Source organism: Aquimarina sp. Aq107 (genome assembly GCF_943733665.1).
Classification (GTDB): domain Bacteria; phylum Bacteroidota; class Bacteroidia; order Flavobacteriales; family Flavobacteriaceae; genus Aquimarina.
In genome coordinates this window covers 1,300,018-1,318,103 of sequence record NZ_OX030782.1, presented here as the reverse complement: position 1 = coordinate 1,318,103, position 18,086 = coordinate 1,300,018, and the positions used below count along the sequence as shown (strand labels likewise).

Annotated in this window: 17 protein-coding genes and 1 riboswitch; of the genes, 7 read left to right on the top strand and 10 right to left on the bottom strand. The window is 31.4% G+C overall.

Annotated features, from left to right (window positions below):
• Positions 1 to 1,127: 1,127 nt before the first annotated feature.
• The 5 genes from NMK29_RS05350 to NMK29_RS05330 form a co-directional block, all read right to left on the bottom strand.
• Positions 1,128 to 1,292, bottom strand: coding sequence for a hypothetical protein (locus tag NMK29_RS05350; protein WP_159092145.1), 165 nt, complete (start codon positions 1,290 to 1,292; stop codon positions 1,128 to 1,130).
• A 676-nt stretch (positions 1,293 to 1,968) separates the two neighbouring features.
• Positions 1,969 to 2,640 carry a response regulator gene (locus NMK29_RS05345; RefSeq protein ID WP_027393808.1) on the bottom strand — a complete coding sequence of 224 codons (672 nt, stop codon included), beginning with the start codon at positions 2,638 to 2,640 and terminating at the stop codon, positions 1,969 to 1,971.
• Positions 2,641 to 2,749: 109 nt separating this feature from the next.
• A complete protein-coding gene (locus NMK29_RS05340) occupies positions 2,750 to 4,813 on the bottom strand; it encodes a tetratricopeptide repeat-containing sensor histidine kinase (protein ID WP_108802561.1) in 2,064 nt (687 codons plus the stop codon).
• A gap of 106 nt (positions 4,814 to 4,919) precedes the next feature.
• Positions 4,920 to 5,078: a hypothetical protein gene (locus NMK29_RS05335; protein WP_155839704.1), complete on the bottom strand. Its 159-nt coding sequence runs from the start codon at positions 5,076 to 5,078 to the stop codon at positions 4,920 to 4,922.
• Positions 5,079 to 6,072: 994 nt separating this feature from the next.
• The gene (locus tag NMK29_RS05330) at positions 6,073 to 6,810 is read right to left on the bottom strand and encodes a LytTR family DNA-binding domain-containing protein (protein WP_108802560.1); all 738 of its coding nucleotides are present in this window, start codon (positions 6,808 to 6,810) and stop codon (positions 6,073 to 6,075) included.
• A gap of 437 nt (positions 6,811 to 7,247) precedes the next feature.
• On the opposite strand from NMK29_RS05330, the gene NMK29_RS05325 reads away from it, so the two are divergent.
• From NMK29_RS05325 to NMK29_RS05310, 4 genes are all read left to right on the top strand, one after another.
• The gene (locus tag NMK29_RS05325; RefSeq protein WP_108802559.1) at positions 7,248 to 7,925 is read left to right on the top strand and encodes an NAD-dependent deacylase; all 678 of its coding nucleotides are present in this window, start codon (positions 7,248 to 7,250) and stop codon (positions 7,923 to 7,925) included.
• A gap of 25 nt (positions 7,926 to 7,950) precedes the next feature.
• The gene (locus NMK29_RS05320; RefSeq protein WP_108802558.1) at positions 7,951 to 8,502 is read left to right on the top strand and encodes an adenylosuccinate lyase; all 552 of its coding nucleotides are present in this window, start codon (positions 7,951 to 7,953) and stop codon (positions 8,500 to 8,502) included.
• Positions 8,503 to 8,661: 159 nt separating this feature from the next.
• Positions 8,662 to 10,005 carry an adenylosuccinate lyase gene (gene purB / locus NMK29_RS05315; RefSeq protein ID WP_108802557.1) on the top strand — a complete coding sequence of 448 codons (1,344 nt, stop codon included), beginning with the start codon at positions 8,662 to 8,664 and terminating at the stop codon, positions 10,003 to 10,005.
• Between the two features lie 92 nt (positions 10,006 to 10,097).
• Positions 10,098 to 10,250: a hypothetical protein gene (locus tag NMK29_RS05310; RefSeq protein WP_159092144.1), complete on the top strand. Its 153-nt coding sequence runs from the start codon at positions 10,098 to 10,100 to the stop codon at positions 10,248 to 10,250.
• A 65-nt stretch (positions 10,251 to 10,315) separates the two neighbouring features.
• On the opposite strand, the gene NMK29_RS05305 is transcribed toward NMK29_RS05310, so the two are convergent.
• From NMK29_RS05305 to NMK29_RS05290, 4 genes are all read right to left on the bottom strand, one after another.
• Positions 10,316 to 10,864 (bottom strand): DUF4252 domain-containing protein, encoded by a 549-nt coding sequence (locus NMK29_RS05305; RefSeq protein WP_108802556.1) that lies wholly within the window; start codon positions 10,862 to 10,864, stop codon positions 10,316 to 10,318.
• Between the two features lie 112 nt (positions 10,865 to 10,976).
• Positions 10,977 to 11,510: a DUF4252 domain-containing protein gene (locus tag NMK29_RS05300; protein ID WP_108802555.1), complete on the bottom strand. Its 534-nt coding sequence runs from the start codon at positions 11,508 to 11,510 to the stop codon at positions 10,977 to 10,979.
• A 49-nt stretch (positions 11,511 to 11,559) separates the two neighbouring features.
• The gene (locus NMK29_RS05295) at positions 11,560 to 12,048 is read right to left on the bottom strand and encodes a hypothetical protein (RefSeq protein WP_051336180.1); all 489 of its coding nucleotides are present in this window, start codon (positions 12,046 to 12,048) and stop codon (positions 11,560 to 11,562) included.
• Positions 12,035 to 12,544, bottom strand: a complete 510-nt coding sequence (locus NMK29_RS05290; protein WP_108802554.1) for an RNA polymerase sigma factor — start codon at positions 12,542 to 12,544, stop codon at positions 12,035 to 12,037. Before NMK29_RS05290 ends, NMK29_RS05295 begins: the two co-directional genes overlap by 14 nt.
• A gap of 138 nt (positions 12,545 to 12,682) precedes the next feature.
• Here NMK29_RS05290 and NMK29_RS05285 point away from each other — a divergent pair, with 138 nt between their 5' ends.
• Positions 12,683 to 14,089, top strand: a complete 1,407-nt coding sequence (locus NMK29_RS05285) for a S41 family peptidase (protein ID WP_108802553.1) — start codon at positions 12,683 to 12,685, stop codon at positions 14,087 to 14,089.
• Positions 14,090 to 14,167: 78 nt separating this feature from the next.
• Here the strand turns inward: NMK29_RS05285 and NMK29_RS05280 are convergent, their stop codons facing one another.
• Positions 14,168 to 16,120 carry a TonB-dependent siderophore receptor gene (locus NMK29_RS05280; protein WP_108802552.1) on the bottom strand — a complete coding sequence of 651 codons (1,953 nt, stop codon included), beginning with the start codon at positions 16,118 to 16,120 and terminating at the stop codon, positions 14,168 to 14,170.
• Between the two features lie 76 nt (positions 16,121 to 16,196).
• Positions 16,197 to 16,463: riboswitch (cobalamin riboswitch) on the bottom strand.
• 79 nt (positions 16,464 to 16,542) lie between these two features.
• Between NMK29_RS05280 and NMK29_RS05275 the strand changes: the two genes are divergently transcribed.
• Both NMK29_RS05275 and cobT read left to right on the top strand, forming a co-directional pair.
• Entirely contained in the window at positions 16,543 to 17,046 is a 504-nt protein-coding gene (locus NMK29_RS05275; protein ID WP_108802551.1) for a bifunctional adenosylcobinamide kinase/adenosylcobinamide-phosphate guanylyltransferase, read from the top strand.
• Entirely contained in the window at positions 17,047 to 18,081 is a 1,035-nt protein-coding gene (cobT, locus tag NMK29_RS05270; protein WP_108802550.1) for a nicotinate-nucleotide--dimethylbenzimidazole phosphoribosyltransferase, read from the top strand.
• Positions 18,082 to 18,086: the final 5 nt, after the last annotated feature.

The window sequence follows — 18,086 nt, the reverse complement described above, 5'->3', positions numbered from 1 at the left end:
CTAATTCGGTTAGGGTTTATATAGAAGTTACTACTTACGTATATAGTCCTAATGGAGTACTCGACCATTTAATTGCTCTTCCTATTTTTAAACTTAGAAAAAACCACTCTAGAAAATTTTTATTTATCGATAAAACGGTGGTTATCTTAAGTCCAAAAGCATTTTTGTGCAGATCAAGTATTTTAAAGTTTATTATATAAATATGGGTACGGAGTAGGTTTACTAGAGAATTCCTAATATGAAGTATAACGGCATTAGGAGGTAATTGAAAAAAACAAAATATTTTCTTTGGCGGTCTGTTCTGAAAAAAGAATTTCCAACACATATTGTGAAGATTCTTAATATTTCTTTTATTTAGAAATCTAAACAATCTCAGTTTCAAAAAGCTTTTTATAAAAAAAGGGTAAAGGTCACTTAACCAGAAAATCATCGCTATGTATACATATATATGTAATGATAGTTTATTCCTTAAAGTAATTATTTTCATACACATCTATTATTATAAGTTTATTCCTTTAATTAATCAATTGATAAAGCCCTATTACTACTAAATAATATAGATCAAATTTTAATTAAAAAATACACAAAAAAGACAACGACTATTTTTTAAAAAACAACAATAAAAAAAAACAAAAAACACCTAAAAAAAACACTTGTTAAAATGTTAAAAATTGTCGAAAATCAACGTGTTAAAAATTAACATAAAACTCACGAACACCGATACCAAACAGTAAAAAAACAACAATATAATTTTTAACATTTTAAATTTACTTATATTAATCTGATTATCAGCAAATAATAACCTCAAAATATTTACTTAAAAACCGTACTAATAAAAAATAATTCAATTGGTAAATAAAATAGTGAGAAAAAAAAGTGATATTTCCCTTTAAAAATAAATAACATTAAACATATAAATTCCCTTAATAAACTTGGGGAATATTACGGTTGAAAATAATCTGTCACAAAAAATTAAATTAGTGAACATCCAATACCAGTTTACAATGAAGCTCTAACTTTAATAAATACTTATACTGTATCAGTTTTAATGATTCTTTTCAATAAAAAAACCCTCCGATCAAGGAAGGTTTTACTAATATATATACGACATAATACTGTCTAGATCATTATTCTCCTGTAATACAGGTACATTGCCCTGTAAAAATGTTTCCTTGAACAGTTCCTGGACAATAATCACTGCAACTACTCATAACATAATCACCGCCGTGAACTGTTTTTTGTGCTTTTTTACTTAATACAGTTACACCGATAACATTTTTTAGATTTTTCATAATTAAATAATTTTAGGTTTATATTAAAGGATATGGGGTATATTGATTACTCTCCTGTAATACAAGTGCATTGTCCGGTAAAAATATTGCCCTGAACTGTTCCTGGGCAATAGTCGCTACAGCTAGCCATAACATAATCCCCGCCATGAACGGTTTTTTGTGCTTTTTTACTTAAAACACTCACACCCTGTAAACTTGATAACTTCTTCATAATTAAAATAAATTTGATTTTTCTGTAAACATTTTACGACACTTACAGATTATGTCGAAAATCCATATTATGATATTCTTCTAAAAAACATCATACATCTTATGATTTCAGAAAAAGGAACTATAAAAAGAAAGTTTGTGTGAAGTATTAAAGCACATTATTAATACGATGCTAATCTATTGAAAACCAAATATAAACACACCTATATCATTACGGATTCACCTCAATTAACAACAGAATTAACGTTAATCAATAAAAATACATTACAGATCATAAAAAAAAGTTAATTTCATTAATAAATAAGGGAAAAATCCCCTGTATAAAAATTAGATTATTCCATTTTTTTTATGTTCACTTTGAGTTACATTAGATAATTTCACTCTCCATCGATATGTTATCAAATAAAAAAAGGATAGCAAATAGCTATCCTTCTTATCATATTAGTTTAAAAAAGTGTTTTATATCCTATACAAAACCTCTTTTACGTGCTTCTTCTAATAATTTTTGATCATCTGCCTTTGCAATAGAAAACATTTCTTTTATCTGATTCTTACGCTTCTCAATTGCACTCAATGACAAACTTACGTAATTAGGTAAATTCTTTGTTTTTACACCTCTAGACAAATGATATAAAATCTTTAGGTTTTTCTCATCTAACGAGAAGTTATTAGTCATCATTTTTCTAAAATGATTATTCACCGTAGCGCTATAATAAGGAGTACCACTTACTATATTATTAAAAGCCAATAATAACTCACTAGAAGTAAGATCACTTTTTATTAAAAATCCTGATGGATTTATATTCTTTAATATATTATGAATCCTATGATCTTCTCTATGCATGGTAAGAATAATAATCTTAGCCTTAGGTAATAATTCTTTTGCATGTTTTGCTAAATCCTCTCCGGATGTAATTTTCCCATCAGAGGAAGGTGGTAATTTAATGTCCACAAAAAGCATATCATAAGGAGTCGTCTTAGAAGATTTTAGAATATTATCATATGCATCATCACAATTGGATGCGATATCTATTTTAATCTGATATTCTTTTTGATTTTCTCCTAATAAGGTGTTCTTGTATCCTTCAATAATCATAGGATGATCATCAATCATAAGAACTTTTAACTTTTTCTTCATCTTTAAAATTTTGTGTGTCAGTTGTTATCCTATCGGTTCTATATAGTAGTAACTATAGTTATCACCTATTATTATATGGAAAACCAGATCAGACAACTTTTTACATTAATTAAATTGGTATACCAACAGATACTTTCGTACCTGAATCCTGATTACTTATAAAATCTACTACACCATCCATTTGAGTAACTCTAGATGTAATATTTTTTAAACCAATTCCTCTTTTGACCTTACTGCTTTTGAATCCTATTCCATCATCTAAAATAGTAAGATTTATTTTATCATCCACATAATCGAAGTTTATTTTTACGCTTTTTGCACGAGCGTGCTTAAATATATTCTGTAAAGACTCTTGTATAATACGGAACAGGTTTACTTTTTTCTGATCATCTACCGTCTCCCAATCTATGTTTTCATCATTAGCAAATGCAAAATCCATTTTATGAACTGTACATAAATCACTCACCAAACTCTCTACTACATCTACATACGCTATATCAGGTGATAAGGTTTCTGTACCAAGATCATGGGAGATCAATCTAATTTCTCGTTCTATGGATTTTAACTCGTCTATATATTTGTTCCTGGCATCTGTAAATCCATCATTAGCTCGCTGATTGATCCCATCCAGACTTAACCGCACACCAAATAGTCTACCTAATACCCCATCATGCAACTCCTCGGACATACGATGTTGCTCCATCTTACGACCTTCTTCTAATTTTAATTGCTGACTAAGTAGTAAACGATAAATCTCTTGATTGGATTGTTGCTGATTCTGCTCGAATAGTAATTCTTTATTACTCTGCTGCTGTTTAAAAATTACATATCCCAATAAGGATAATACAGATAACCCAAGAATTGCAAAAACTAAATATTGATTTTCTCTACTTATTGCTGCAATTTTCTCAACCTTTTCTGCAGTTTCAAACTTTATTCTAGCAAATTTATTTTTAAACAAACGCTCCTCTCTTTGAAGACTATCATTTAGTTTAATATAATTTTGAGCATACACCAACCCTTCGCCACTACCCGAAACCTGGGAGAGTAATTTATAAGACTGCAATAACTCTACATTATTATTGACCTTGGAAGAAGCATCTCGCGCTCTCTCTGCAAATGTCTTTGCGATACTGTCATTATCTTTTAATTGATAATATTCAGCCAAATGCAATGTATTGGTCGATATACCAACCAGATCCTCCAAACTATCTCTTATTTTGAGGGTTTTATTAAACACCTCAAGAATATCTTCATCATTCTTCCCTGATAAAAATTGAACATAAGCCAGATTGTCTAAGTACCTAGCGTATCTCTTAGGTCTTTTGTCCAAAAAATCTTTAAATGATAATGCCTTTTTATAATATTCTTCCGCTTTATCATATTCTTTAATTGTTTTATAAACAGTTCCTATATTATTATTTCCTAAGGCAGCATACAACGTTTCCTTTTCCGTGTTTTTTGCATATTCTATAACTCTTGAATAATACTCTACAGCATCATCATAACGCTCCATATGCTTAGCAACGATTCCTAAATTATTGTATGATAACGGTAAATAAGAAAGATTTCCTGACAGTTCAAATTTTTTGATTGCTCTGATAGTGAGGTCTTCACTTTGCCCATAATCCTTAACCATTCTGCATAGTTTTGCTAAGTCAATAAGAACTGTACCATGATCAAAAGCATAATCCATAGGATTCATTGAATTACTATTATCTAAAGCACTATATATTTTATCAGAGCGATAAAAATTCTTGTAGGCACTATCCAATTCTCTATTCCTAAAATATATACCTCTAAACCAATACGATTTAGCAATAGACAATGAATCCTTAATAGAAATAGCCAGATCTAACATTTTTTGATCCATTTCTGAAGAAGTTTCATAATCCCCTAGATCATAATATATTGTAGAAATTTCCTCTATTCTTTTTAGTTTTAATTTAGTATCTCCTTCAAGAGTGGAATATAATCCATAGGCTGTATTAGCACTTTGCTTTCTTTCTCCTAAAGTTTTACTTTCATCTTTAGATTTTTCTATATGTGAATCTATTAACTTGTATTTTAACTCTTCATCTTTGAAATCGGTAGTTTTTGTATCGCAAGAACAAAAAGTAACGATTACAACAATGAAAAATAGAATTGATTTATTTCTTGAAAGGAAGTTCATTTCGCTTTAAAATCTTTGTAAGTATAATTATCAAACTAAAATACGAAAAATAAAAAAGCCGTTTGCATATCACAAACAGCTTTTAAATATATTTTATATTTAATTTTTAGTTTCCTCGTACTGTTTCATCATCATCTTCTTCACCTGCAAAATTTTCAAACTCTACCTCATCAATTCCTACTTCTTCATTGATACTGTCTGACTCACAAGCGATGAACATTGAACTTACGAATAATACTGCGAATATAGTTTTTATAGCTTTCATAACGGTTTATCTTTTATAATTATATTTTATTCTGGTTTGTAATTATTTGTTATTAAAATTTTTCCTTTTCAAGACTTTTTTTGCCCTGCTCGAATGGACTTTCATCTATTCTAATTTTTGTTGTTAAGGATTTCGCTGGCCAGCTAATACTTAGATTTCTCTTTGTATATCCTTTTTAGTAAATGTGTAATAGGTTGATAACCTTAATTGTACACTACAAATGTAGGGAGATTGCCCCCTCGCGCCTAATATATTAAGGTGTGTTTAGTGGATGGGTACCTCTAAGAAGTAGATGGGTAGATTATACGAGTAGATGACCCGATTTTAAAAAACAGCAAAAAGTGTAGGAAATAGATTACTCTTCTAGTTTAGATAAAAAAAACCATAAAAAAAGCTTAAAAAAAACAAAAATCAAGTAAAAAGAATCTTTTGTTCTTTTCATGAACTAAATCACCTGGACCCCTGAAAAAGAATGGATTATAGATATTCCCCAAAATTTTACAAAAAAATTCCCTTTATTAACTGTAGGTATTTAGCTTCAGAATAAATAGAAAAAATCCCCATGTCTCAAAAACCATCTAACAACAAACAAACACCAGATAGCACCGGGAATTTTTTTATTCAAAAAACAAACTTATACATACGTAACAACATTACAGAAATATGAAACCAAAAAGATAAAGTAACACAAATTGCACCTAGGAAAATAAGGGAATTATACAACCACAAAATTCACTTGCTTCCAATCAACAAGAAAATTTAGCTATCAAAACAAAAATAATCCAGACAGAAAATTCCTCCTTTGTTATTAGCTAATTCTATTAAAAACAAAAAAACCTCCCCGAATTGGGAAGGTTTTCTAGACCTGCGTTTTATTATACAAATGATATTGTGTGATATAGTATCAAATAAAACAATTTGGCTGTCATCATACACATTTACTAGATACTTATAAATAACATCCTAATCATTATCAGTCTCTTAGTGCTTTTTACTACACATATAAGAAACTATTTTTTGCTAGTGTATCCTTGATTTCTTCTACGTTTGTCTTATAAGATTTAGAAAAAGGAATCATATCACTAGTGTTCTTAATAGCACATTTCGCTTTACCAAAATGTATCCTAGATACATATTTAGTATTGATTATATAGCTATTATGGATACGAACAAAATGATCTGGTAATAAGTTCTGAAAATGCTTAAGCGTCTTAAACGCCTCTACTTTATTACCATTGCTCATTATAAAATCCGTAGTATTATTATCTGCTTTTAGATATAACACCTCATCGATATTAACAAATCGATAATCACCATAAGACTTAAAGCATAGTGTGTTATCCATTACTTCATCAAAGTCCTTCTCGAACCTTAATAGCGTTTTTATAAGATCACTCTTGCTTAGAGGTTTTAGGATATAATCCAGTACACTATTACGTATACCTTCTATAGCATAATCTGTAGTTTTAGTCATAATGATAAACTCGGGTAAGTTTGTCATATACTTGGTTAGTTCTGACAATAAATTATACTGTGTTTTGGACGATTGAACTCCCGGAACTTCCGGTTCAAGAAAAACCAATCTTGGTTTTCTTTCTAAAATTAAGTCCAACGCTTCTTGCTCATTTTTAGCAATTCCAGTACAGATATAATCATTGTGATCTTCTAATGCGATCTGAATTGTGCGTGCAGAATTCTGATCATTATCAATAATGATGTAAGGGTATTTCATGAGGTAAACAATTAAAGGTTAGCGTTGGTTATTAAATACTGTCAGTATTCAAAAAAAAATTGTACACATTTACTGACTACAAGTTATGTTTTTTAATAATATTTAGGTTACGGTAAAACCACAATATTAATACGGAGTCGTACTATTTACGGGGTTTAAGGAGATTTCTTTGATCGAAATATATTGCATGTTATCGGTTTATGGGGTTTAGATTCTCTAAACGAAAAAAGAAAGAAATTAGTATATATGACCAGAAAAAAGCGAAATTAACCCAGAAAACACAGGATAATCCGAAGTTTCATACAACTACTAATAATCAAATATTTACAGTTTACATCTAATTTTCATAAATCATTCTATCCATGAATTCCATTATTTTATTTAGAAACAGATCTACAATTAAAATATTTTAAATAGTTTTAGAAAAACAAATTCTAATGAAAAACGTAGTTGTGCTCACGGGCGCAGGAATTAGTGCAGAAAGTGGTATTAATACCTTTAGAGATGCTAATGGATTATGGGAAGGTCATGATATTATGGAAGTCGCCTCCCCAATCGGATGGAATAACAACCCCAAATTAGTATTAGATTTCTATAACAAAAGACGAAGTCAGTTACCAACCGTAAGTCCTAACCAAGGGCATCTAGCACTAGTAGAACTGGAGAAAACACATAAAGTTACCATTGTAACACAAAATGTAGATGACTTACACGAACGTGCTGGAAGCAGCAATGTAGTGCACTTACACGGAGAACTCTTAAAAGTCCGAAGTCAATTTGATGAGAATTTAGTTTTAGATTGGAAAACAGATCTTAATCTTGGTGACTTATGTGAGCATAATTCTCAGTTACGACCACACATTGTTTGGTTCGGAGAAGAGGTACCTATGCTGGATAAAGCTATAAAAATCACAGAACAAGCAGATATTCTTATTATTATAGGAACTTCTATGCAAGTATACCCGGCCGCTAGTTTGGTACAATTTGCTCCTACGGATACACCGATATATTTTATAGACCCTAAACCTGCTATTTCTCCAAAAAAAAATCTAACCATATTAGCAGATAAAGCTACAATTGGTGTCCCAAAAGTGGTACAAGAATTAGCTGGATAGTGTATCGCCATATAATTTAGAATTCATGATTAATCTAGAAGAGGAAATTAAAAACACCAACCACTCTAGAGAAAAACGAAGCCATTTTGCAAACTTAATCTTGCAAAATCCTGAGTTATTACCTCAACTTATCGAAATCTGCAATCAAGTGGATGATGAGATCTCATGTAGAGCATCGTGGGGGTTAGAATTTTTATGTAAAAAAAAGTTAGAAGCTATTTTACCTTATATAGATGCCTTTGTAGAACTCATACCTAAAGTTCATCAAGATCCTGCAGTACGACCCATGGCAAAAATATGTGAATACCTAATACTCGCCTATTATAAAGAGAAACTACCTATAGTTCGGGAAATGCTCTCAACATTACATTTAGAAAAAATAACAGAAACTTGTTTTGATTGGCTCATTTCTGATCAGAAAGTAGCCCCTAAGGCTTATTCCATGACTAGTTTATATCTTCTTGGAACTGAATTTGATTGGATACATCCAGAACTAAAAATTGTATTAGAAAACAACTACCATAGTGGAAGTGCTGCATATAAAGCTCGGTCAAGAATGGTTTTAAAAAAGATATAGAGAATTAATATAAATCATAATTTCTATCTATATAATTATGAAATTCATATAAATCTTCAATTTTAATCTTTGATATGTAGACAATCAAAAAATCGTTCTTTGTACTTCGTTATTCCTTATTAAATAAATTATCTTTGCACCTTTCAAAAAATCAACGTTATGTCATTATCTCCTCTGCAAGCTATTTCGCCAATTGATGGTCGTTATGCTTCTAAAACACAATCATTAAGCACATATTTTAGCGAAGAAGCCTTAATAAAGTATCGTGTATTGGTAGAAATAGAATACTTTATTGCTTTATGCGAGATTCCATTACCACAATTAAAAGATATTGACACAGCGATTTTTGGAAAATTAAGAGAAATCTACACAGAATTTTCTACAGAAGACGCGCAAGCCATAAAGGACATAGAAAAAGTTACCAACCACGATGTAAAAGCGGTTGAATATTTTATAAAAGAAAAATTTGATAATCTAGGTTTACAGGAATATAAAGAGTTTATACATTTTGGTTTAACCTCTCAGGATATTAATAACACGGCGATTCCTTTAAGTATTAAAGAATCTATTGGTGATGTCTATATTCCACAATATTTAGAATTATTAGCTAAACTAAAATCATTAATAGAAGAATGGTCTGATGTCTCTATGTTAGCTCGTACACATGGGCAACCTGCATCTCCTACTCGATTAGGAAAAGAGTTTCAGGTATACGTAACTAGATTAGAAGCTCAATTTGATTTATTAAATGATATCCCAAGTGCTGCTAAATTTGGCGGAGCTACAGGTAACTATAATGCTCACAAAGTTGCATATCCTTCAATTGATTGGAAAGATTTTGGAACTCGTTTTGTACAAGAAAAACTAGGATTACATCACTCTTTCCCAACAACTCAGATTGAGCATTATGATCATATGGCAGCTTTGTTTGATGGATTAAAACGTATTAATACCATTATATTAGATTTGGATCGTGATGTATGGACGTACGTGTCTATGGATTATTTCAAACAAAAAATCAAAAAAGGCGAAGTTGGATCTTCTGCTATGCCGCATAAAGTAAACCCGATTGATTTTGAAAATAGCGAAGGAAACATTGGTATTGCTAATGCTTTATTCGAGCATTTATCTGCTAAACTACCTGTGAGTAGATTACAGCGAGATCTAACAGACAGTACTGTACTAAGAAATGTAGGTGTTCCTTTTGGACATACATTAATTGCTTTTCAGGCTACTCTAAAAGGGTTAAACAAGTTATTACTTAACGAAGAAAAGTTTGCTCAGGACCTCGAAAATAACTGGGCCGTAGTTGCAGAGGCTATCCAAACCATTTTAAGAAGAGAAGGATACCCTAATCCATACGAAGCATTAAAAGGACTTACAAGAACGAATGCTGCAATAAATCAAAATTCTATTTCAGAATTTATAGAGACGCTTGAGGTTTCTGATACGATTAAAACAGAACTAAAAGCCATCACTCCATCTAATTATACAGGAATATAGTTGATTAGAATTATTTTTTGACTTTCACATAAATTCCCTTAAATTATTTTTCCTATTTTAGAAACGGAATATTAAATTAAAATTTAAAAAGTATGAAGTTGGAAAAGTTTAAAAAACACGAAATTAAAAATTTGATAACAATCAAAGGTGGTGGTAGTCAAGAAGATGAGGAAATAGATCATGATGAAGGTGGAGAAAATGGTGGAGGTTCTTCATGGTGGTGGTGGATAATCATTCCAATTTAAAAGAACAAAAAAAGCTTCGACCATATAAGTCGAAGCTTTTTTTGTTTGATCATTGATAGTAGTTATTAGTCGATTTTTACATCTCCTAAAATATCTTTTATAGCTCCAATATCTACATCTCCTTTATCAATTGCATTCATCAGTTTCGCAACGTTTCCTGGTTTCATATCATCACCTAACACTCTCACTAAAGCTAAACCTCGATCTCCATTAGAAGCAAATACAATCATTTCATCAATATTATCTTCCTCTCCTTGATACTTTAACACTGCTTTGGTTCCATTAGAACCAAACCTCATTAAGGTTTCGTACTTATTAGCATCTAGTATTGTATTAATCTTTGCTTTTTCTTCTTCGTACCTTGTTTCTGTTCCTTCTTTAAGAGGTAATGCTAAGAAATTAACTTTTTTGATACTTTCTAGCGCTTCTCTCTCGTCATCAGAAAGATTTACTTTTTTAGTTCTAGCATCTAGTAGACTTGTTGCTAGGTCTACTGCAACAAAATCTGCATCACCTTGATGATCCACAAAATACCTTTGGAGTGATGTTTCACTATTACAACTTATTAATAGCATCCCGAAGACTACTAACGTTAGTTTTATTATATTTTTCATTTTAATTGGTTTTTATTCGTACAAGCCGAACAGGTTGATTTGATTGATGATAAGCTTCCTTAGGTATTTCTACCTAAAGAAGCTTGGGTGTAACTTAAACTAAAATATAAGCTTAATTTCTCTTATTCACTTTCTTAAGTTCCTCTCCTCCAGGAACATTTAAGTGATCTGCAATTTTAGAAACTTGTCTTAGATCAATATCTCCAGTAATAGTCATTACTACTGTATTAGGACCTCCATCATTTTCCATTCCTTCTAAAAACATAAATAATTCAGTAACGTAATTATCATTTTTACCAGGCTTAGAGTAAAACTTTACGTTTTTTCCATCGCTTTTAAAACGCATTAGTTCATCTAATGAAGTACTCTTAAGATACTTTTGCACATCTGCTTTCATCTTCTGACCTATTTCATTTTTTTCGGTAACAAAGATTTTAATGTTTTCAATATTTTCTACTAGATTCACATAATCCTTAATTTCAGGATCATTACTTTCTAGATCCATCTTGCTTAATAATTTAAACATTTTACTAGTTACCACAATAGATGACACATCGTTCATGTCTTCGTATTTATCAAAATTGCTTTGTGCAATAGAAATATATGGTACAAATGCTACTAATAGTATGATTACAAACTTTTTCATAATTGATTCATTTTAAGATATCCCCTTGTTCTAGGAATAATATTCGTATTTATTTTATTAATTTATTTTTGGCTGTTTCGAACTCGTTTAAATACACTAATTCTTTTTTAGCCGTATCAAACTCGTTCAGGTAGACCAAATCCTTTTTGCCCTCATTCATTAAACTAGCTACCAAATCAAGGGCTTCTTTGGTTTTCTGTAATGCTAATTCAGGATCATCATAGGTACCATATACACCTTCTGGATCAACTCCTGCAGGAATATCTTTTATAAACAGCCCCACAATCAAGGCTATTGATGCAGCTACACCTATCCAGGTATACCAGGGCACTCTACTTGTATTAGTATTTAAACTAATTTCAGAACTAGCAGTTACTTGACTTTCTTCAGAAAAAAACTGAAACAAATCTTTATATTTTTCCAAATGTGACGGCACGCTTTCTCCGGTAAAATAAACCTTTAATTCTTTTTCTTCAGAAAGTGTCGTTTCTCCTTCAAAATACTTATCCAGTAGTTTTTCTAGTTTAGCCAACTCCATAATTGTGTTTTTTTAATAATTCTTCTCTTATTGTTTTTCTTCCTCTTGATAATGCTACTCTAACCGCTGTTTCATTCATCTCTAACATTTCGGCAATTTCTGCATTATTGTATTGTTCTATATCCCTTAGCTGGATTATCATACGTTGTTGTTCTGGTAATCCATCCATAATTTTACCTACCCACTCTAGACTATCCTTAGCCTCTACTTGTCGTTGTAATGAGGGACGTTCATCTTTATAATTACTATGTACAATTTTTAAGTTCCCACTTTCTTTTGCTTTCAACTTATCATAGCAATAGTTCTTAGTCATTGTCATCGCAAATGCTTCTACATTTTTATACTCAGCCATTTTTGTTTTATTCCTCCATAGCTTTAGTAGTATTTCTTGCGTAGCATCCTCTGCTTCTTCATTACTTACCAACAATCTTTTAGCCAACCTGTACAGCTTGTCTTTAAAACCATTGGTAAGCGTTATAAATGCTCTTTCCTTCATATTGTGTTGGTTGGTTGTTACAAAACTAACTTGTTAGCTTTATATAAGGGAGACGACTATACATATAATTTGTTACACATTTTTTTAAAATTATAATAAAGTCCCTATTTTTAGGGTTATATAAAACAAAAAAAGTTTATGAAATTGCTAAAATATTTTACTGCGCTTCTTTTCTTAGGAAGTATAGTTACCGGTTGTTTTGATGATAATGATGATGTAATACAACCTTCTTCTGATCTCGACATTAAAGATTTTATAAGAAGAGGAATGAATGTATGGTATCTATATAAGGAAGATGTCCCAGATTTAGCAGATGATCGCTTTTCTTCTAATGGAGAATACACCGATTTCTTAAACTCTTTTAATTCTCCAGAATCATTTTTTGATCACTTAGTTGCAGATCAAGATGAATTTAGTTGGATTGTTAGTGATTATATTGCATTAGAACAATTGTTAGATGGCATTACATTAAACAATGGAATGGAATTCGGATTAGTTCGATATCCAAATGAGCCTACCCAAGTTTTTGGGTATGTTCGTTATGTATTACCAGGAACAGATGCTGAAGCTAAAGGAATAAAAAGAGGAGACATCTTTAATACTATCGATGGAACTCAAATAACAGATTCAAACACGACCACCTTACTATCGCCTGAGTCATACACTATTGGTTTAGCAACTTTTGATGGAACTAACATTACACCAACAGGAGAATCTGTTTCTCTAACAAAAACACAATATACAGAAAACCCAGTTTTTTTATCTAAAACATTAAATGTGGGAGGAAACCCAGTTGGATATCTAATGTATAATGGATTTAGATCTAATTTTGAAGTAGAATTAAATAATGCTTTTGGTCAATTTAAATCTGATGGAGTTACCGATTTTATATTAGACCTGAGATATAATGGTGGAGGTGATACAGAAACCACTAAGGATTTAGCTAGTATGATTACAGGACAATTTAATGGCGAAGTTTTTACTACAGAAGAGTGGAATTCTGACAGACAACCGCAGTTTGGGGACACTAATCGTTTTGACAATCAGATAAGAAATGGAGATGGAATCAATAGTCTTAACCTTAGTAGAGTATACATCCTAACCACAAATAGATCTGCTTCTGCCAGTGAATTAATAATAAACGGGTTAGACCCGTATATTACAGTAATTCAAATAGGAGATGTAACTAGAGGTAAGTTCCAGGCATCCACAACCATTTATGATTCTGATAATTATTTTAGATCCGGAACAAACTTAAATCTTGGTCATACTTATGCGATGCAACCGTTGATTTTAAAAACTATTAACTCAGTGGGCTTTACGGATTATTTTAATGGATTTACTCCTGAAATAAGTAATCCAGAAGATTATAGTAATCTGGGAGTACTTGGAGATCCTGACGAACCACTTCTTAATGCTGCTATCAATGACATCTTAGGAAATCGAAGTAGCATACAAAACAAAAACATTGAGTTTAACGAATTAGGAGGCAGTAATATGCATCAACTCGACTACGAAAGAATGTATAAAACGTTTGACAAATAAAAAATCAAACAAAACTAATACTAAAAAAAGTTCCCAGATATAAGTATCTGGGAACTTTTTTTTATTTATCTATTAGGCTTAAAATTTCAAATTAAATCCAATGCGAGCATTTCTACCTCTCGTACTAAAACCAAATATCTCTTGATACTCTTCATTAGTAACGTTATTCATAGCTGCATAAATACTTAAGTTGTCCATCAATTGATGACTAATATAAAAATCTAATATTCCATAACTATCTAACTCCACAGGATCTGAAGCAAAAGTGACAGGATTAAAAAAGGTATCATTCCTTTTACTATTCATTTGATAACTTACAGATGTGAAAGTTTTAGAATCTAACTGGTAACCTATAGAAGCCTGTATACTATTTTCTGGAATTCTAATATTATTCTCTAATTTATCAATATTAGTATATGTAAAATTAGCATTAATAGATAATTTATCTTCTAAGAATTGTGCATTTGCCTCAACCTCTACTCCATTTACTTCAATATCTTCTGTAGAATTCAAATTTACAAAAGTGGTAGGATCAAAAGTGATAAAATTTTCAGATGTTCTATCAAAATACACAACACTTATCGTTGCCTTTTTCTGATGAGAAAATTCAATTCCAGCCTCAATAGTAGTACTTTCCTCTGGTTCTAAATCAGGATTCCCGCTAAAAAATGCCGTATCATACAACTGAAATAACGATGGAGTAATATAAGCCGTACTATAAGATGCCAGTCCTTTTATATAATTTCCTCCAAAAGTATATGTATAAGAAGGATTAATGCTATACACCATATGATTGCCATATGCACTATGAATATTTAAACGTGCTCCAGCATTAATATTAAGACCAAATTTAGAGGCATACACCAAATTTACATATGGATCAATGATATCAAAATCAGCTTCATTATCATTAATTGTCTGCTCAAAATCATCACTTCCAAATGGAATACTAAATAGATTAAAATCACTATAGGAACCATTGGCACCTATTACAGTATAAAATGTATTATTAAAGTTATACTTATTGTAAGCATCAAAAGTATAGATCTTACCTTCATATTTAGAAGGAAAACTAGAATTAAACTCTCTTTCTACTAATGCATAACTATCTACAAAAGTGAAACTTCCATTTGGATATTTAGCTTCCCAAAAGCTCCCACCTCTTAATTGCCTACTATTAAACTGATTATTAGCATCGAATCCTGCTCCACCATCAAAATCTGTTTTATACTGATCTAAGTTCCCAAAAAAGTGAAACTTAAAATTCTTACTCCATTGATATCCAACTTTTGCATATACATTAAATTTGTTATAAGCATCGCTATCAAAAGTATTTCCGCTAGTAGATTCGAGAGGATCCTCTGCAGCCGATAAACCATCAGTAGATTGATGAGAAAGACTACCTAAATAACTTACTTTACCAATTGTACCATTAATAGATGCAAAGTTTACGAATTCATTTATATCATAATCTTGATCATCTTGTGATTGGTTTGTACCAATACTAGAAGAAAATTGCGCTGCGATAGCATCTTTACTTTCTGATTTTGTAGTAATATTAATTACTGCTGCTGCTGCTCCAGATCCATACAATGTACTAGAAGCTCCTTTTAAAATCTCTATAGATTCTATTTGACTAGTTGATAATAATCTTAAATCAAAATCTCCTGCAGATGAAGTAGGATCACTTACTGTAACACCATCAATTCTAATAACAACTTGACGATTTCTTCCACCACGAACATACACTCCTAATGGTTCTCCTGCCGCATTATTACTTCCATTAACAAAAACTCCTGCTACTCTATTTAATACCGTAGCAACTGATTGACCTTGACTACGTTCAAGTTCTTCTGAGCTAATCTTAGTAATTACCTTACCACTTTGCTCTCTCTTTAATTTAAATTTCGAATCAGAAATTACCACTTCATCTAATTCGTTTACCTTTTCTTCTTGGTTTACTTCTTGCGCTGAAATAATCTGAGCTCCTAACATAATTAGCGTAGCCCCAAAAAACACTTTTTTGTTCATTTCCTAAATGACTTAATTTTACAATTACCGGAAAAAAGTATGCAGTTTACCCATACCTAAACTTCTATCCCGAAAGTTTGACATATCGAATTTAGGCAGGTCTCCTGGCTTACGTCTTATTGTTTACCTTCCCATTCCGAAAATGTCGAAACAGTGGTTATAAAGAAATAACAATAAGCGCCTACTACGTTACTGAAATAACAATCAGTCTCGATTTGGCAAAGTTTACAGTTGCGGGAACAGCTCAGGATTCATTCATTATAGATTTATAATTTATTCACCTGATTCCCTTTTAATTCTTAACACTTGAAAGTGTCTTAAAACCAAAATTCTGCGCGAATGTATCATATTTCTTCGAAAATGTGTTCTCTTTAATAAATAAATTAGTAATACTAGTATATTTACACTCTTAAAAACCACAAATGTTGTATTACGTAACAGGAGGAGAACGCTCAGGCAAAAGTAGTTATGCCCAAAATCTCGCATTAGAACTCTCGGATAATCCCAAATATTTAGCGACTTCTAGGATATGGGATGGAAACCATAGAGCACGAATTGATAGACATATTGCTGATCGAGACAATAGATGGGTCTCCATTGAGGAAGAAAAAGAACTATCTAAAGTTGTCGATGATGATACAACAGTGGTTATTGATTGCGTAACTCTATGGCTTACTAATTTCTTTGTTGATACTAAAAATGACATTGAACTTTCTTTATTACAAGCAAAAGCAGAGTTTGATAAACTCTTAAAAATTAACGCTACTTTTATCATAATATCCAATGAAATTGGAATGGGAGTCCACGCCTCGACAGAAATTGGCAGGAAATTCACAGAGTTACAAGGTTGGATGAATCAGCATATTGCCAAACATGCAGATCACGCAGTATTAATGGTATCCGGAATACCAGTAAAAATAAAATAAATGGATTTTACTATTTCTTCATTAGATAGATCTTTAGAAAATACGATACAACATAAAATCAATCTCAAAACTAAACCTGTTGGGTCCTTAGGCAAGCTTGAAAAAATAGCATTGCAAATTGGATTAATACAGCATAAAACAAATCCACAATTAAAACATCCAACAATTCTTGTTTTTGTTGGAGATCACGGAATCGCAGAAAAAGGTGAGGTAAATCCTTACCCGCAAATAGTTACGAAGCAAATGGTGTATAATTTTCTTAATGGTGGTGCGGCGATCAATTCATTTTGCATCCAAAATAAGATACATCTAGAAATTATTGATGCTGGAGTAAATCACAATTTTGATAATGTTCCGGGGCTAATTGATGCCAAAATAGCGTATGGAACTAAAAACTATGAAATAGAACCAGCAATGACAATAAATCAATGTAATAATGCTATTGCTAAAGCGTCTCGTATCGTTTTGGACACATTTCAAAACGGGTGTAATGTAATAGGTTTTGGTGAGATGGGAATTGGTAATTCTTCTGCAGCTGCATTATTGATGTCTCATTTTACAAAGATTCCAATTATGGAGTGTGTCGGTGCAGGAACTGGAGTTCAAGGAGACGCTATTAAAACAAAAAAAAGGATTTTAAAAACTGTTTTTGAAAAGCACAATCCCAATTCTCCTATAGAAGCACTCACTACTTTTGGAGGTTTCGAAATTGCCATGATTACTGGAGCAATACTTAAAGCTGCAGAATTGAAAATGACCATTCTTATAGATGGTTTTATCGTAACTGCTGCCCTATTGGCCGCTAATGCAATTAATAAAAACGTATTGGATTATTGTATTTTTGCACATTCATCCGAGGAACAAGGGCATCAAAAAATATTAAACTTTCTAGAAAAAACACCTTTATTGAACCTAGGAATGCGATTAGGAGAAGGTACTGGTGCTGCGGTTGCATACCCTATTTTAGAATCTGCGGTATCATTCCTAAATAATATGGCTAGTTTTGAAGAAGCTGAAGTTACTACAAACGAATAAAACCT

What these genes read in the sequence shown, in the direction of transcription:
- cobT (WP_108802550.1), top strand. Translation starts at nt 17,047, where the DNA reads ATGGATTTTACTATTTCTTCATTAGATAGATCTTTAGAAAATACGATA.
- NMK29_RS05280 (WP_108802552.1), bottom strand. Translation starts at nt 16,120, where the DNA reads ATGAACAAAAAAGTGTTTTTTGGGGCTACGCTAATTATGTTAGGAGCT.
- NMK29_RS05350 (WP_159092145.1), bottom strand. Translation starts at nt 1,292, where the DNA reads ATGAAAAATCTAAAAAATGTTATCGGTGTAACTGTATTAAGTAAAAAA.
- NMK29_RS05275 (WP_108802551.1), top strand. Translation starts at nt 16,543, where the DNA reads ATGTTGTATTACGTAACAGGAGGAGAACGCTCAGGCAAAAGTAGTTAT.
- NMK29_RS05305 (WP_108802556.1), bottom strand. Translation starts at nt 10,864, where the DNA reads ATGAAAAATATAATAAAACTAACGTTAGTAGTCTTCGGGATGCTATTA.
- NMK29_RS05285 (WP_108802553.1), top strand. Translation starts at nt 12,683, where the DNA reads ATGAAATTGCTAAAATATTTTACTGCGCTTCTTTTCTTAGGAAGTATA.
- NMK29_RS05300 (WP_108802555.1), bottom strand. Translation starts at nt 11,510, where the DNA reads ATGAAAAAGTTTGTAATCATACTATTAGTAGCATTTGTACCATATATT.
- NMK29_RS05330 (WP_108802560.1), bottom strand. Translation starts at nt 6,810, where the DNA reads ATGAAATACCCTTACATCATTATTGATAATGATCAGAATTCTGCACGC.
- NMK29_RS05340 (WP_108802561.1), bottom strand. Translation starts at nt 4,813, where the DNA reads ATGAACTTCCTTTCAAGAAATAAATCAATTCTATTTTTCATTGTTGTA.
- NMK29_RS05320 (WP_108802558.1), top strand. Translation starts at nt 7,951, where the DNA reads ATGATTAATCTAGAAGAGGAAATTAAAAACACCAACCACTCTAGAGAA.
- NMK29_RS05345 (WP_027393808.1), bottom strand. Translation starts at nt 2,640, where the DNA reads ATGAAGAAAAAGTTAAAAGTTCTTATGATTGATGATCATCCTATGATT.
- NMK29_RS05295 (WP_051336180.1), bottom strand. Translation starts at nt 12,048, where the DNA reads ATGGAGTTGGCTAAACTAGAAAAACTACTGGATAAGTATTTTGAAGGA.
- NMK29_RS05335 (WP_155839704.1), bottom strand. Translation starts at nt 5,078, where the DNA reads ATGAAAGCTATAAAAACTATATTCGCAGTATTATTCGTAAGTTCAATG.
- NMK29_RS05310 (WP_159092144.1), top strand. Translation starts at nt 10,098, where the DNA reads ATGAAGTTGGAAAAGTTTAAAAAACACGAAATTAAAAATTTGATAACA.
- NMK29_RS05290 (WP_108802554.1), bottom strand. Translation starts at nt 12,544, where the DNA reads ATGAAGGAAAGAGCATTTATAACGCTTACCAATGGTTTTAAAGACAAG.
- purB (WP_108802557.1), top strand. Translation starts at nt 8,662, where the DNA reads ATGTCATTATCTCCTCTGCAAGCTATTTCGCCAATTGATGGTCGTTAT.
- NMK29_RS05325 (WP_108802559.1), top strand. Translation starts at nt 7,248, where the DNA reads ATGAAAAACGTAGTTGTGCTCACGGGCGCAGGAATTAGTGCAGAAAGT.